General features: G+C 48.4%; 11 protein-coding genes, 1 tRNA gene and 3 rRNA genes. 5 read left to right on the plus strand and 10 right to left on the minus strand.

Going from position 1 to position 14,923, the window contains the following annotated elements:
• Positions 1 to 22 precede the first annotated feature (22 nt).
• The 6 genes from ilvN to AC6R1A_RS16495 form a co-directional block, all read right to left on the minus strand.
• Positions 23 to 517 carry an acetolactate synthase small subunit gene (ilvN, locus tag AC6R1A_RS16470; RefSeq protein ID WP_334554152.1) on the minus strand — a complete coding sequence of 165 codons (495 nt, stop codon included), beginning with the start codon at positions 515 to 517 and terminating at the stop codon, positions 23 to 25.
• Between the two features lie 2 nt (positions 518 to 519).
• Positions 520 to 2,244, minus strand: a complete 1,725-nt coding sequence (locus tag AC6R1A_RS16475) for an acetolactate synthase 3 large subunit (protein WP_500626338.1) — start codon at positions 2,242 to 2,244, stop codon at positions 520 to 522.
• 436 nt (positions 2,245 to 2,680) lie between these two features.
• On the minus strand, positions 2,681 to 4,489 hold the full coding sequence (locus AC6R1A_RS16480; RefSeq protein WP_500633013.1) for an AMP-dependent synthetase/ligase: 1,809 nt from the start codon (positions 4,487 to 4,489) through the stop codon (positions 2,681 to 2,683).
• Between the two features lie 166 nt (positions 4,490 to 4,655).
• Positions 4,656 to 5,615, minus strand: coding sequence for a transcriptional regulator LeuO (gene leuO / locus AC6R1A_RS16485; RefSeq protein ID WP_500626336.1), 960 nt, complete (start codon positions 5,613 to 5,615; stop codon positions 4,656 to 4,658).
• 407 nt (positions 5,616 to 6,022) lie between these two features.
• Positions 6,023 to 7,069, minus strand: a complete 1,047-nt coding sequence (locus tag AC6R1A_RS16490; RefSeq protein WP_500631824.1) for an MJ1255/VC2487 family glycosyltransferase — start codon at positions 7,067 to 7,069, stop codon at positions 6,023 to 6,025.
• A 3-nt stretch (positions 7,070 to 7,072) separates the two neighbouring features.
• The gene (locus AC6R1A_RS16495; protein ID WP_487901394.1) at positions 7,073 to 7,600 is read right to left on the minus strand and encodes a phosphatase PAP2 family protein; all 528 of its coding nucleotides are present in this window, start codon (positions 7,598 to 7,600) and stop codon (positions 7,073 to 7,075) included.
• A 444-nt stretch (positions 7,601 to 8,044) separates the two neighbouring features.
• Here AC6R1A_RS16495 and leuA point away from each other — a divergent pair, with 444 nt between their 5' ends.
• The 5 genes from leuA to AC6R1A_RS16520 all read left to right on the plus strand — a co-directional run bounded on the left by leuA (position 8,045) and on the right by AC6R1A_RS16520 (position 13,769).
• The gene (leuA, locus tag AC6R1A_RS16500; protein WP_500626334.1) at positions 8,045 to 9,592 is read left to right on the plus strand and encodes a 2-isopropylmalate synthase; all 1,548 of its coding nucleotides are present in this window, start codon (positions 8,045 to 8,047) and stop codon (positions 9,590 to 9,592) included.
• Positions 9,593 to 9,647: 55 nt separating this feature from the next.
• Positions 9,648 to 10,739, plus strand: coding sequence for a 3-isopropylmalate dehydrogenase (gene leuB, locus AC6R1A_RS16505; protein WP_500631825.1), 1,092 nt, complete (start codon positions 9,648 to 9,650; stop codon positions 10,737 to 10,739).
• Positions 10,740 to 10,836: 97 nt separating this feature from the next.
• Positions 10,837 to 12,237 carry a 3-isopropylmalate dehydratase large subunit gene (leuC, locus tag AC6R1A_RS16510; RefSeq protein WP_487901397.1) on the plus strand — a complete coding sequence of 467 codons (1,401 nt, stop codon included), beginning with the start codon at positions 10,837 to 10,839 and terminating at the stop codon, positions 12,235 to 12,237.
• Positions 12,238 to 12,248: 11 nt separating this feature from the next.
• The gene (gene leuD / locus AC6R1A_RS16515) at positions 12,249 to 12,851 is read left to right on the plus strand and encodes a 3-isopropylmalate dehydratase small subunit (RefSeq protein ID WP_500631826.1); all 603 of its coding nucleotides are present in this window, start codon (positions 12,249 to 12,251) and stop codon (positions 12,849 to 12,851) included.
• Between the two features lie 132 nt (positions 12,852 to 12,983).
• Entirely contained in the window at positions 12,984 to 13,769 is a 786-nt protein-coding gene (locus AC6R1A_RS16520) for a DUF547 domain-containing protein (RefSeq protein WP_500631827.1), read from the plus strand.
• A gap of 424 nt (positions 13,770 to 14,193) precedes the next feature.
• Here the strand turns inward: AC6R1A_RS16520 and rrf (AC6R1A_RS16525) are convergent.
• From rrf (AC6R1A_RS16525) to AC6R1A_RS16540, 4 genes are all read right to left on the minus strand, one after another.
• Positions 14,194 to 14,309: ribosomal RNA gene (rrf, locus tag AC6R1A_RS16525) — 5S ribosomal RNA — on the minus strand.
• Positions 14,310 to 14,352: 43 nt separating this feature from the next.
• Positions 14,353 to 14,428 (minus strand) — tRNA-Thr (locus AC6R1A_RS16530).
• Between the two features lie 133 nt (positions 14,429 to 14,561).
• Positions 14,562 to 14,677 (minus strand): 5S ribosomal RNA (gene rrf / locus AC6R1A_RS16535).
• 86 nt (positions 14,678 to 14,763) lie between these two features.
• Positions 14,764 to 14,923, minus strand: a 23S ribosomal RNA gene (locus tag AC6R1A_RS16540); the annotation flags it as partial.

Consider the following 14,923-nt stretch of genomic DNA (forward strand, 5'->3'; position numbering starts at 1 on the left):
ATAAACTTAATTAAAGATGGGTTTATGGCTTGAGCGTTCGCTCTCCGCGAGCAATGCCTACCACGCCACTTCGCGCCACTTCAATCACGTCCGTCACTTCAGAAATCGCTTGAATGAAGGCATCCAGTTTGTCGCTGGTCCCGGCCAACTGAACGGTGTATTGCGAAGAGGTCACATCGACAATTTGGCCGCGGAAAATATCCGCCGTGCGCTTCACTTCAGCGCGAGCAAAGCCACTGGCTTTGACTTTCACCATCATCAGTTCGCGTTCGATATGCTCAAACTCGGTGACTTCTTGCACTTTCAGCACGTCAATCAGCTTGTGCAATTGCTTTTGAATCTGTTCAAGCTGCATGTTATCTGAAATGGTCGTAATGTTGAGGCGTGATAACGTCTCATCGTCTGTCGGTGATACCGTCAATGACTCAATGTTGTAGCCACGCTGAGAGAATAGCCCCACCACGCGAGACAAGGCGCCCGGCTGGTTTTCCAGTAGTAGTGAAATAATATGTCGCATAATTAGGTTCTCTCCGTTTTGCTCAACCACATTTTGTCCATACCCTCGCCTTTGATCTGCATTGGGTAAACGTGCTCTGTTTCATCGACATTGATATCCACAAACACCAAACGATCTTTCATATCCAAAGCTTGCTTTAGGCCCGCTTCCAGCTGATCGGGGGTTTCGATACGGATACCCACATGCCCATACGCCTGTGCAATGGCTGCAAAGTCAGGAACAGAACTCATGTAGGAGTTGGAGTGTCGCCCTTGGTAGATAATGTCTTGCCACTGTTTGACCATGCCCAAGAAACGGTTGTTGAGGTTAATGATCTTCACCGGAATATCATACTGCATCGCCGTAGAGAGCTCTTGGATGTTCATCTGAATACTGCCATCGCCCGTCACGACAACCACTTCTTCATTCGGCTTAGCAAATTTCACTCCCATACCCGCAGGAAGGCCAAAGCCCATCGTGCCTAGACCACCAGAATTGATCCAGCGGCGAGGTTTATTAAACGGATAGTAGAGCGCGGCAAACATCTGGTGCTGACCAACATCAGAAGCCACATAAGCGTCGCCATTCGTCAGCTTGTGCAGTGTCTCGATAACTTGCTGAGGCTTAATCCGCTCTGGAGAGGTTTCATACGCTAAGCAAGCGCGATCGCGCCATGTTTGAATGTCGTCCCACCAGCGAGTCAATGCTTGTTGATCGTTGGATGCTTGTTGATCTTCTAGCAGATCAACCATAGCTTGCAGTACTTTGTCCGCAGAGCCGACGATCGGCAGATCCGCTTTGACGTTTTTAGAGATGGATGAGGGATCAATGTCGACATGCATAACTTTCGCATCGGGACAATATTTCTCTAGATTGTTGGTGGTGCGATCATCAAAGCGAACCCCAACACCAAAGATCAGATCGGCGTTATGCATCGCCATGTTTGCTTCATACAGACCATGCATCCCGAGCATACCGAGCGCATTTTTGTGTGTGCCGGGAAAAGCCCCTAGCCCCATCAGTGTGCTAACAACCGGCAAATTCAGCGCTTCTGCCAATTTGAGCAGCGGTTTATCTGCTTCGGCGATCACCGCGCCACCACCGACATAAAGAACCGGCTTTTTCGCGTCGAGCAGCGCTTTCAGCGCCTTTTTGATCTGCCCTTTGTGCCCGCTGGTTGTCGGCTTATAAGAGCGCATTGAGATGGATGAAGGATACTCGTAAGGCAGCTTCACCAGAGGATTCATCACATCCTTAGGCAAATCAATCACCACAGGACCTGGTCGTCCGGTAGTGGCAATATAAAAGGCTTTTTTGACCGTTTCAGGAATATCTTCCGCTTTTTTCACCAAAAAGCTGTGTTTTACCACAGGACGAGAGACACCAACAATGTCACACTCTTGGAACGCATCGTTGCCAATCAGGTTATTGGGCACGTTGCCAGAAATGACGATCATCGGGATAGAATCCATGTACGCCGTCGCGATCCCCGTAATGGTATTGGTCGCACCGGGTCCAGAACAGACAAGCACCACACCTGGATTGCCCGTTGCTCTTGCATAGCCGTCGGCCATGTGGGTAGCGGCTTGTTCGTGACGCACGAGAACGTGCTTGATTTGGTCGGTTTTGGCGTGCAGCGCATCATAGATATCAAGAACGGAACCACCTGGGTATCCAAAAATCTGTTCAACGCCTTCTTCGATCAGAGATTGCACCACCATCTCTGCTCCGGACAACATTGCTGCCATATTTTTCTCCTTACCAGTACCTCAATCAATAAGGTCAATCAATTGAGCTGGTTTTACATAGTCTAGGGCTTATTCGTAGCCTAATCGAAATACATACACTTTTTCGGCTATGTCCTGCTCTGTCGTAACAAAAAGCAAGGTAACGCAACAAATGTAACGTTTAATTAGCACCAGGTCTAATGCGATTTACCTCGCAAAATTGACAAGATGCTACTAAACAAGGAAACAGGTCCTTAAATACTCACTAAGTGGCACTAAAGCAATACAAGGCATTAAAGTAATCGGAAATTTCAGTCATATATATTGTTTCATCACTTCTTATCACCCTAATCTCATTGGCTAAAGCTGATGAGTAAAGCGCAAAAAAAATCCCTCAATGACTCATGTATGTCATTGAGGGATTTTTCATCAATCGAAAAATTATCCTAGCGCGGAACTACTTGCGTTCCGGCTTATCACTGTACATTTCTTCGATTTCGTCCTGATATTTATCATTAATCACTTTTCTTCGCAGTTTTTGAGTTGGCGTTAGCTCGCCATCGTCCATTGAGAAGGCTTTAGGCAATAGTTTGAACTTTTTCACTTGCTCAAAGTTGGCCAACTCTTTTTGCAGATCTTTGACTCGCTTTTCCAGCATTTCGACCACTTGGTGGTGTTTTATCAGCTCGACCCTGTCGTGATACTTAATGTTCAACTCTTTGGCGTACTCTTCCAAGCTGTCAAAACAAGGCACAATCAGAGCGGAGACAAATTTGCGCGTATCGGCAATCACCGCTACCTGCTCAATGAAGTGATCTTTGCCAATCGCCCCTTCCACCACTTGAGGCGCAATGTATTTACCGCCGGAGGTTTTCATCAGCTCTTTGATACGGTCGGTAATAAAGAGATGGCCATCCTCATCAATATGCCCCGCGTCTCCTGTCTTCAAGAAGCCTTGCTCGTCAAAACTCTTCGCTGTCTCTTCGGGCATTTTGTAATAACCACGCATGACCATAGGGCCACGAACGAGAATCTCGTTGTTCTCTCCGATTTTCACTTGCGCACCGGGCATAGTGACACCAATAGAGTCAGGGTTAAAACCGGTATCGCTCCAGCATGACACCGTCGCGGTGGTTTCCGTCATACCGTAGCCTAACTTGACGTTAATGCCTAAAGCATGGAAAAAACGGCCAATGGTTTCATCAAGCTTTGCGCCGCCACAAGGCATAAAGTTGATGCGACCACCCAATAAAGCACGCAGCTTCGACAAAACCAACTTATCCGCAAGCGCATGTGACTTTTTCAGTAGAAAAGAAGGCTCTCGTCCCTCTTGATGACACGCTGACACCTTAGCGCCCATATTCACCGCCCAAGTAAACAGCACTTTGCGAATCAATGGGGCTTTAGACACTTTCTCATGAATGGCCGAGAAGATTTTCTCGTAAAATCTTGGCACCGCACACATCACAGTAGGGCGCACTTCGCCTAAGGCATCACGCACTTGCATGGTGTCTTGCAGATAGCAGTTGGTCGCGCCTTTGTAGAGCACGTAGTAAGTCCACGCCCGCTCGAACACGTGAGACAACGGTAAGAAACAGAGCGACACATCCTCTTGAGAGAGGCTCAGACGTTTGTCATGCCCTTCGAGTTGTGCGGCAATGTTAGCGTAATCGAGCATCACGCCTTTCGGTTGACCGGTAGTACCTGAGGTGTAAATCAGTGTGAGCAGATCATCGGCGTTTGCTTGGCTTAAACGCGCGTCAAGCTCCGCTTGGTGCGCTTCGCTGCCGCTGGCAATAAACCCTTTCCAGCTCATCGCGTTCGGCGCATCCCCTAATTCGATGTCATCGGACATAGCGACAATCAACTCAAGCTGCGGGCACAGTGTCGTGATCTCTAACGCCGCATCAAACTGGGCTTGCTCGCCAACAAACAGTACTTTCACATCTGCGTTTTCTACGATGTATGCGGACTGGGCGGCGGTGTTGGTCGGATAAATAGGAACAGTCACGATACGGGCTTGCAGCGCACCGATATCAGCGATGGTCCATTGCGGCATGTTGTTGGAAAAAATGCCGACTTTATCTTGTATTCTCAATCCTTGAGCCAATAGTGCAAGCGACACGGCGTCCACTTGCTGACCGAACTGCTTCCAACTGATGTCTTGCCAAGCACCGTTCACTTTGTGCTTGAGCGCGGCGCGCTCGGCGCCTTGTGCAATTCTGTCTCGAATTCGTTGTACGATATGAAAATCTAAATTGGCCATCACTTCTACCTTTAGCTTACACCTGTAAGCCTTATTTCAGCGCACAAGTGTACATTTCAAGTTTGAAAAGGCAACTGACACTCATCAAACTTCTGCCGCTAAATAGTAAAAAACCTCGGGAGGCCAGAGCCACCCAAGGTTTTTTAATACAAGAAAAGTGTGTCAATTAGTTTAAAGCGACCACTTCACCGCACACCATCATCAGTTGATCACGCAACCAGATGTGGCCTTTGTCTTTTTCACTCGACTCGTGCCAGCTGAGGTAGCCACTGATACTGGCGTTCTCAAACGGGAACTCAAGTACTTGTAGCTGCTCTTTGTTGGCGGCATTTTCAACCATCCAACGCGGTGCGATAGTCACGAGCTCTGACTGACCGACCACGTACAGCACGTTACTCAAGCTCGTACCTTCATAGTACGCTTGTAAGTCTAGATCACGATAAGCTTGCTCAGAGAAGCTACGTTGACCATGGATTTTAGACAGTTTTGCGTGACGCTCACGCAGCAAGTCATCTGCGCTCACGCTGCCGTTAATGCGCGAGTGTGCTTTTGATGCGACGACAACCAATTCGTCTTGGAAGATTTCTGTGCTTGAGAAACCTTGCTCATCAAAACGGGCGTAATCAATCACAAAATCAATTTCTTGATAACGCATGCGCTCAGCCAATTGACGGTCAAATTCCGCATCGAGGTGCAGTTGAACATTCGGTGCCAACTCGTGAATCGTTGCCATGATTTTTGGTGCAAAACGCATGTCACAAGGGCTGCAAATACCAAGCTTGAAAAGACGTGTTGACGTTTCAGGAGAAAACACAGAACTTGGCAGCTCGTTACGGATCAGTTGCAACGCTTGGCGCACAGGGCCAAACAGTTGGCGAGCGCGTTGAGTCGGCTGGATACCGCGACCTTGACGCATAAAGAGTTCGTCATTAAACATCACTTTTAGGCGTGCGACAGCGTTGCTCACTGCAGGTTGAGACATGCCCAAGTTATGCGCAGCGCGTGTGATGTTTTGCTCTTGCATCACTGCATCAAACACGGTTAATAGGTTGAGATCCACTCCACGTAACGTACTTTCCATACGGTAGCTAGACATAGCGCTAACCGATTCTTTCTTGTCATTCATTTGGCAAGCCTCATTAAAATTCGTCAAATTCATTCAATATTTTTGATGCGAATAGGTGGGGAACAGAAAGCCGTGGCACGGGATGGCACTCGTATTTCTAAGTCAGATATTTCCTAACGCATTACTACTATCAACGAATCAAACTGCGCTTATCAACTAGATTGATATTTAATCAGTATTTTTTATCATACAAATCAGAAAGAACTTACAAATCAACATGTTAATCCACATATAAAAATAACTAAAACGCTGTTTTTTATAGAAATATACAAATATTTTATATACCTAGCGCATTTCCATATCGCGCCGCTATTATGGAGGGAATCAATAGTTACTCTCGCAGATACAAAAACAGCATCAATAACTGATGCTGTTTTTGTCGAATCAACGTAGCGCCTATCTCAACGCTAGGAGGGGGTAACATAACTTGGAAAATCCACTCGCTCCCATAGTTCACCGGTCAACGCCAACTGATCATCCCAACGCCCTTTTTCAATCCACGCCACAATTGCCTGTGCGACATCGGGGTAATTCACACTCTCTGCTCCAGGCTCATCGAGCCAACGACGAACAATCGAGGCATCCAACATCTCCATCGACGACGCCAACCCGAGATCCTCTAATGTTGCCACATTGCTCAGTTGCTCAAACTGCCCACTCAAGGGCTTGAGTAGCAGCTTCTTACCCAACGTCAACGCTTCTGATGGCAGCTCAAAACCACCATTGGCAATCACCCCACCGCAGCGATTGAGATGGTGATGAAAAGAGGAGACGCTGAGTGGCATAAACTCGATATTGTCGATAAGTTCAGGTTCGATGATTTCTGGGTGATAACAGATAAAGCGATGGTTAACAAAGCGAAGCAACAACTCCGAAATGTCGGCGGTGCTTTCAAACGGCAAATAAACCAAAATAAACGCTTCTTCTGCCACTTCTTCTCTGTGCGTATGCACAATTGGTGGCAAAATGGGTTGATCAAAATGATACCAATGCAACCCGATGTGATAATTGGCTGGGGCAAAATGCTCGATGACTTGTCTATCAAACCAACTCGCGCCACGTAAAGGGACAGGGTAGCGAAAGGCGTTTTGGTGGCTGATGCTAATCGATGGGATGTTTTGTTGCCGTGCGGCCCAAGCAGACACAGGCTCGAAATCATTGAGGACGAGATCGTACTGAGATAAGTCGAGCTGTTTGACTTCTCGCCAAAAGTGCCAGGGGTTATTGCTCAAGGCGGTTTTTAGGTAATCCACCTGACCTTTATTGGTCACAAATGAAAAGCCTTGCCGAGTTTGATAGTCGCCAAACTCCTCCATAGAGAAGTACTTAGACTTTTCTCGCCCAGAAAAGAGAAACTGCACCTCCAACCCGCTCTTTTTTAAACACTGTGCCATTGCTCTTGCACGAGCGATATGACCATTACCAGTGCCTTGAACGCCATACAGTATTTTCACTCATTAACCTCCAATCAGGGTGAGGGCAGCTTGAGCACACATCATGCCCAAGACGGCGCCTAACAACACATCAGTGAGAAAATGGACACCCAACAAGATACGAGATAAGGCGATGAAACAGGCCCAGACTAACGCGATGACCGCTAAGCCTGGATAAAAGTGTCCGATCAAGGTGGCCATTAAGAACGCCGCTGCCGTATGCCCAGAGGGTAAACTGTAGCGATCGGATGGCGTAATAAAAGAGGGCACCAGATCTGACAACTCCTGCGGACGGCGGCGCTTAAATAGGTTTTTCAACGTCCAGTAAATCGGAAGCTCGATAAGAAACGCCGTTAAACCAACAAGCAGAAACCAAGCCCCAGTATCGCCACCCCAGCCCCACGCTAGAGCGCCAAATAACACATAGAGGTGCCCATCACCTGTGTGAGAAACGGCTTTGCTCAAGCGAGACACAGGCCAAGAAAACTTGTGCTGCAAGCAAAACAATGAGAACGCCAAATCTAACTTTGCGATAGGTTCGATAGTACGCATGACCGACTCCTTTCCATGACGGTATTGATGACAAATTAAGCGTTTTTGGTGACAGGTTCGTGAACGTTTCACTGTAGTTGCGTGACATCAACATTCAGTAGAGAACGCAAAACTTTGCGTCTGTTGAAAATAAAGAAAACAAGAAAGAGGAGAAAACTTGCACTTTAGGGTTGACCTATGCGGTTGAGTACGGTACTAATTTGTTAACTTAATTTTGTGGATATATAACGACCTTTAAGGACACGTTAATCATGTATATGCGTTTTTCTCTCCTGCTGAGCCTCCTCCTTATCGTGACCAAATCGCGCGGGTAGGCTGTGGACGAAAAACCACCACACAGATTCAAAAAGCCCGCATCAATATGCGGGCTTTTTTTTACTATAACGAAACCGGAAGTCATCGATTCACTCACTCAAATGTGTAGAAATCACTAAGGAAGCAAACATGAACGATCAAGTCATTATTTTCGACACCACATTGCGTGATGGCGAACAAGCGTTGTCAGCAAGTTTGACAGTTAAAGAGAAACTGCAGATTGCCTACGCGCTTGAAAGACTCGGCGTTGATGTTATTGAAGCAGGCTTCCCTGTATCGTCTCCGGGTGATTTTGAATCCGTCCAAGCGATTGCTCGCAATATCAAAAATAGCCGAATCTGTGCGCTTTCTCGTGCAGTGGCAAAAGACATCGATGCGGCGGCTGAAGCATTAAAAGTCGCAGACCAATTCCGTATCCATACCTTCATTTCAACCTCTACAGTGCACGTTCAAGACAAGCTTCGCCGCAGCTACGACGATGTAGTCGAAATGGGTGTCAAAGCGGTTAAACATGCGCGTAACTATACCGATGATGTCGAATTCTCGTGTGAAGACGCTGGCCGTACTCCAATTGACAACCTATGTCGTATGGTCGAAGCGGCGATCGATGCAGGTGCCAGTACGATCAATATCCCTGATACCGTAGGCTACACGGTGCCCAACGAGTTTGGCGGCATTATTCAAACTCTATTCAACCGCGTGCCAAACATCGATAAAGCGATTATCTCTGTTCACTGTCACGATGACCTTGGTATGTCTGTTGCCAACTCAATTGCAGCGGTTCAAGCAGGTGCACGTCAAATTGAAGGCACCATTAATGGCATCGGAGAGCGAGCGGGCAACTGCTCTCTCGAAGAGATCGCGATGATCATCAAAACTCGTCAAGAACTGCTTGGCGTTCACACTGGCCTTAAACACGACGAAATCCATCGCACCAGTAAACTCGTCAGCCAATTGTGCAATATGCCGATTCAATCCAACAAAGCGATCGTCGGCGCCAACGCGTTTAGCCACTCTTCCGGCATTCACCAAGATGGCATGCTGAAGAATAAGAACACTTACGAAATCATGACGCCAGAGTCGATTGGATTGAAAAACCAAGCGTTGAACCTAACCAGTCGCAGTGGACGTGCCGCGGTGAAGAGTCATATGGACTCGATGGGCTACAAGAGCGAAGAGTACAACCTAGATGCGTTGTACGAAGATTTCTTGAAGCTGGCTGACCGCAAGGGGCAAGTGTTTGACTACGATTTGGAAGCCTTGATGCACTTCTCTAACTTGCGCGAAGAAGATGACTACTACAAGTTGAACTATCTCAGCGTGCAATCTGGTAGCGTAATGGCCACCACCAGTATCAAGTTGCAGTGCGGTGATGAAGAGCGCTGCGAAGCAGCCGTCGGCAATGGCCCGGTGGATGCCTTGTACCAGTGTATCTATCGCGTCACTGGGTATGATATTGTGCTGGATAAGTTTGACTTAACCGCCAAAGGTGAAGGGGAAGATGGTTTGGGCCAAGCGGATATTATCGCCAACTACAAAGGCCGAAAATATCACGGTACCGGTGTTTCAACGGACATTGTCGAAGCCTCAGGCCAAGCCCTTCTTCACGTGATCAACAGCATTCACCGTGCAAACCAAATTGCTGAAATCAAACAGAAAAAAATCGCAACCGTATAAGACGCCTGAGACTCCGGTCTCTAGGCTTCACGATAATTAAAATTAAAGGATTAACATGACAGACAAAACGTACAACATTGCCGTTCTCCCTGGTGACGGCATCGGCCCAGAAGTAATGGCGCAAGCCAATAAAGTACTGGATGCGATTGAGAGTAAGCACGGAATCCGCTTTGAGCGTGAACAGCATGATGTGGGTGGCATCGCCATCGACAACCACGGTACGCCACTCCCAGAGAGCACGGTGAAGGCGTGTGAAGAGTCCGATGCCGTTCTATTTGGCTCAGTAGGTGGTCCGAAATGGGAACATCTACCGCCGAACGATCAACCTGAACGTGGTGCGTTACTGCCGCTACGTAAACATTTCCAACTCTTTTGCAACCTGCGCCCAGCTCAAATCCATTCTGGACTGGAAGCCTTCTCACCACTCCGCGCAGACATCTCTGAGCGTGGCTTTGATATCGTCGTCGTGCGTGAGCTGACTGGCGGCATCTACTTCGGTCAACCGAAAGGACGTGAAGGTGAAGGCGCCAACGAGAAAGCGTTTGATACCGAAGTCTACCACCGCTTTGAAATCGAGCGTATTGCGCGTATTGCGTTTGAGTCTGCACAGCTGCGCCGCAAGAAAGTGTGCTCAGTTGATAAAGCGAACGTACTGCAAAGCTCTATTCTATGGCGAGAAGTGGTGGAACAGATCGCAAAAGAGTACCCAGATGTTGAGCTTTCTCACATGTACATCGATAACGCCACGATGCAGCTTATCAAAGATCCGGCTCAGTTTGATGTCATGCTGTGCTCGAATATTTTCGGCGACATCATCTCGGATGAGTGTGCGATGATCACCGGCTCAATGGGTATGCTCCCTTCTGCCAGTCTCAATGAGAGCAAGTTTGGTCTGTATGAACCCGCTGGCGGTAGTGCCCCGGACATCGCAGGCAAAAACATCGCCAACCCAGTAGCGCAAATTCTGTCAGCAGCGCTCATGCTGCGTTACAGCCTAGGCGAAGAAGCCGCAGCGCAAGATATTGAACATGCCGTGTCAAAAGCGCTAGCCGCTGGCGAGCTTACCGCAGACCTTGCTGGTAACAACCCCGCTCTGACGACCTCAGAGATGGGCGACAAAATCGCTGGATACATTTTAAACTCGTAATCGACAGACCAAACACAACAGACTATAAGTCGTCATGACACCGCCAATCGCCGCTTGGCATTGGCGGGTTTATCGACAAGGACGACGAGGAAGAGCAATGGGTAAAACATTATACGAAAAGGTGTATGACGCACATATCGCCGTCGAAGCCGAGGGTGAAAACCCTATCCTTTATATTGATCGTCACTTAGTGCATGAAGTGACCTCACCACAAGCGTTTGATGGCTTGCGTGAGAAAGGACGCACCGTGCGTCAAGTCAGCAAGACCTTCGCAACCATGGATCACAACGTCTCGACCACCACCAAAGACATCAATGCATCCGGTGAAATGGCGCGAATCCAGATGGAAACGCTGTCCAAAAACTGTGAAGAATTTGGCGTCACACTGTATGACATCAACCACAAATACCAAGGCATTGTCCACGTAATGGGCCCTGAGCTCGGTATTACGCTTCCGGGTATGACCATCGTATGTGGTGACTCACATACCGCAACGCACGGCGCCTTTGGTTCCTTGGCATTCGGTATCGGCACCTCAGAAGTTGAGCATGTGCTTGCCACTCAAACCTTGAAGCAAGCGCGCGCCAAAACAATGAAGATTGAAGTCAAAGGCAAGGTCGCCCCAGGCATCACAGCAAAAGACATCGTGCTTGCCATCATAGGGAAGACCACTGCCGCAGGCGGCACGGGTTACGTAGTCGAGTTCTGTGGTGAAGCGATCCGAGATCTGTCGATGGAAGGTCGTATGACGGTGTGTAACATGGCAATTGAATTAGGCGCTAAAGCAGGCCTGATTGCACCCGATCAAACCACTTTCGATTACATCAAAGGTCGTAAATTTGCGCCTACGGGTGCCAACTGGGACGCTGCCGTAGAGTATTGGCAAACCCTGAAAACCGACGATGACGCCAAGTTTGACGCAGTCGTTACGCTAAATGGTGCAGACATCAAACCACAAGTCACTTGGGGGACAAACCCAGGACAAGTGATCGCCGTCGATAGTCCAATCCCTACGCCCGAGAGCTTTCAAGATCCTATCGAGAAAGCCTCTGCTGAGAAAGCCCTTGCCTACATGGGACTAGAAGCTGGCAAAGCGCTGTCTGACTACTCCGTTGATAAAGTATTCGTTGGTTCTTGTACCAACTCTCGTATCGAGGATATGCGCGCCGCTGCCGCAGTGGCGAAAGGACGCAAAGTGGCGGCTCATGTGCAAGCGTTGATCGTACCGGGTTCCGAGCAAGTGAAAGCGCAAGCCGAAGCTGAAGGGCTCGATGTCATCTTCAAAGAAGCTGGCTTTGAATGGCGCTTACCTGGTTGCTCTATGTGTCTTGCCATGAACAATGACCGCTTAGGGCCAGGAGAGCGTTGCGCCTCCACATCAAACCGAAATTTTGAAGGTCGACAAGGCCGTGGGGGTCGTACCCATCTAGTCAGCCCTGCCATGGCCGCGGCTGCCGCCATTGCTGGCCACTTTGTTGATATTCGTGAGTTAAACTAAGGAGACACCACATGTCAGGATTTAAACAACATACCGGCTTGGTCGTGCCTCTCGATGCAGCGAATGTCGACACTGATGCAATCATTCCTAAGCAGTTCCTACAAAAGGTTTCGCGCTTAGGGTTTGGCAAGCACCTCTTTCATGATTGGCGATTTCTAGATGATGCCGGCGAACAGCCTAACCCGGACTTCGTCCTCAACGCTCCGCGTTATAAAGGGGCCTCAATCCTGCTCGCACGCGAGAACTTTGGTTGTGGTTCATCACGTGAACATGCTCCTTGGGCGTTAGCCGACTACGGTATCAAAGCCATGATCGCGACGAGCTTTGCCGATATTTTTTACGGCAACTCGATCAACAACCAAATGGTCCCTGTGCGCTTAGCAGAACAAGAAGTCGACGAGATTTTTCAATTTGTTGAGGCCACTGAAGGCGCGGAAGTGGAAGTGGACTTAGAAGCGATGAAAGTGCGTGCTAACGGCAAAGAGTACAGTTTTGAGATCGATGAGTTCCGTCGTCATTGCTTGCTCAATGGACTCGACAACATCGGTTTGACCTTACAACACGAAGAGAAGATCGCCGCTTTTGAGGCGAATATCCCCGAGTTCTTGCGTTAATCTCGCACTTACCATAAAGCTGGCAACCTGCCAGCTTTTTTTTTGACCACTCTGAAGATGAAATATATCAGCCACTCGGCGGGTCTCAATCATTATGTACGATTTGTCAGATCAGATTTGTAAAGGTATAAGATGAAAACATCGCTCGCTGCACTTCTCCTGCTCGCCCCTATCTCCGCGTTGGCTGCACCCAAATCAAAACTTTGGGCATATTGGAACACAAGCAACCCGGAACACGCAGAGTCAATCTCTCATCAAGCATGGCAAGAGCTCCTTGATAAATATCTGGTTGTGCAAGGCGAAGACCATCTGTTGCGTTATGGCGCGTTTGAGCCTCAAGATACACTCAAACTCAATCGATATATCGAGTCATTGGAGACGATCGACCCTCGTCAATTACGCCAGAACCAGCAATATGCCTATTGGGTAAACCTGTACAATGCAGTCACCGTTAAACTCATCATCGACCACTACCCCGTATCATCCATAACGAAACTCGGTGGGCTATTTAGCTTTGGCCCTTGGGATCAAGATGTCCTGACGATCAATGGCCAAGAGGTCACTCTCAACGATATCGAGCACCGCATTTTACGCCCAATCTGGCAGGATCCTCGTACTCACTACGCCGTCAATTGCGCCAGTCTTGGCTGTCCAAACTTGCAGGCGTCTGCGTTCACCGCAGAGAATACTGAAGCGCTGCTAGAACAAGCCGCAGAGGCATTTATCAATAGTTATAAAGGAGCAGAGATACAAGGTGAGACACTCACTCTCTCCTCAATTTATGATTGGTTTGCCGCAGACTTTGGCGACAAAGAAGCGCTGTTTGATCACCTAACCCACTACCGCCCGGAACTGGCCGAGTTTTCAGGCAAAATACGCTACGATTACGATTGGCAACTGAACGAACGAAAAGAGTAGTCGAGAACAACAAGAGTAAAAACGAGAAACGCCCAGCTGATTAGCTGGGCGGTTGAGTGTTCAAGCCTGGCGGTGTCCTACTCTCACATGGGCGGTGCGGCGATCCGCAAACCACACTCTACGTTTTTAAGAGAATTACAACGAGAAACGCCCAGCTGAATTAGCTGGGCGTTTGAGTATTTAAGCCTGGCGATGTCCTACTCTCACATGGGCGGTGCGGCGATCCGCAAACCACACTCTACGTTTTTAAGAGAATTACAACAAAAAACGCCCAGCTGAATTAGCTGGGCGTTTGAGTATTTAAGCCTGGCGATGTCCTACTCTCACATGGGCGGTGCGGCGATCCGCAAACCACACTCTACGTTTTTAAGAGAATTACAACAAAAAACGCCCAGCTGAATTAGCTGGGCGTTTGAGTATTTAAGCCTGGCGATGTCCTACTCTCACATGGGGAAGCCCCACACTACCATCGGCGCTAATTCGTTTCACTTCTGAGTTCGGCATGGAATCAGGTGGGTCCAAATCGCTATGGTCGCCAAGCAAATTTTGTTGTCTACTCACCATGATGAGTGAGACGAATAACTGGTGCTGATACCCAGACTCGAACTGGGGACCTCATCCTTACCAAGGATGCGCTCTACCACCTGAGCTATATCAGCACACAAAATCTTGTGTCGGTGGACTAAAAAAACCCGTCTAACAACGGGCTCTCTTTATTTTTAGATACCTTGTTCTAAAAATCAGAGGTCTTACCTTTGTCTTCACTTTATATAAAAAGTGAAAATAAATAGGGCCTGGCGATGTCCTACTCTCACATGGGGAAGCCCCACACTACCATCGGCGCTAATTCGTTTCACTTCTGAGTTCGGCATGGAATCAGGTGGGTCCAAATCGCTATGGTCGCCAAGCAAATTCTTTAATTCGGAAAGCTGTTTTCAGTTCTTACACATTCAATGTTCTTTCATTGAGTCCATCAAAACCCTTTGGGTGTTGTATGGTTAAGCCTCACGGGCAATTAGTACAGGTTAGCTCAACGCCTCACAGCGCTTACACACCCTGCCTATCAACGTTCTAGTCTCGAACAACCCTTAAGGGCACTTAAAGTGCCAGGGAAGACTCATCTCAGGGCTCGCTTCCCGCTTAGATGCTTTCAG

It is taken from the genome of Vibrio sp. R10-SG3-ISO3 (assembly GCF_059834225.1).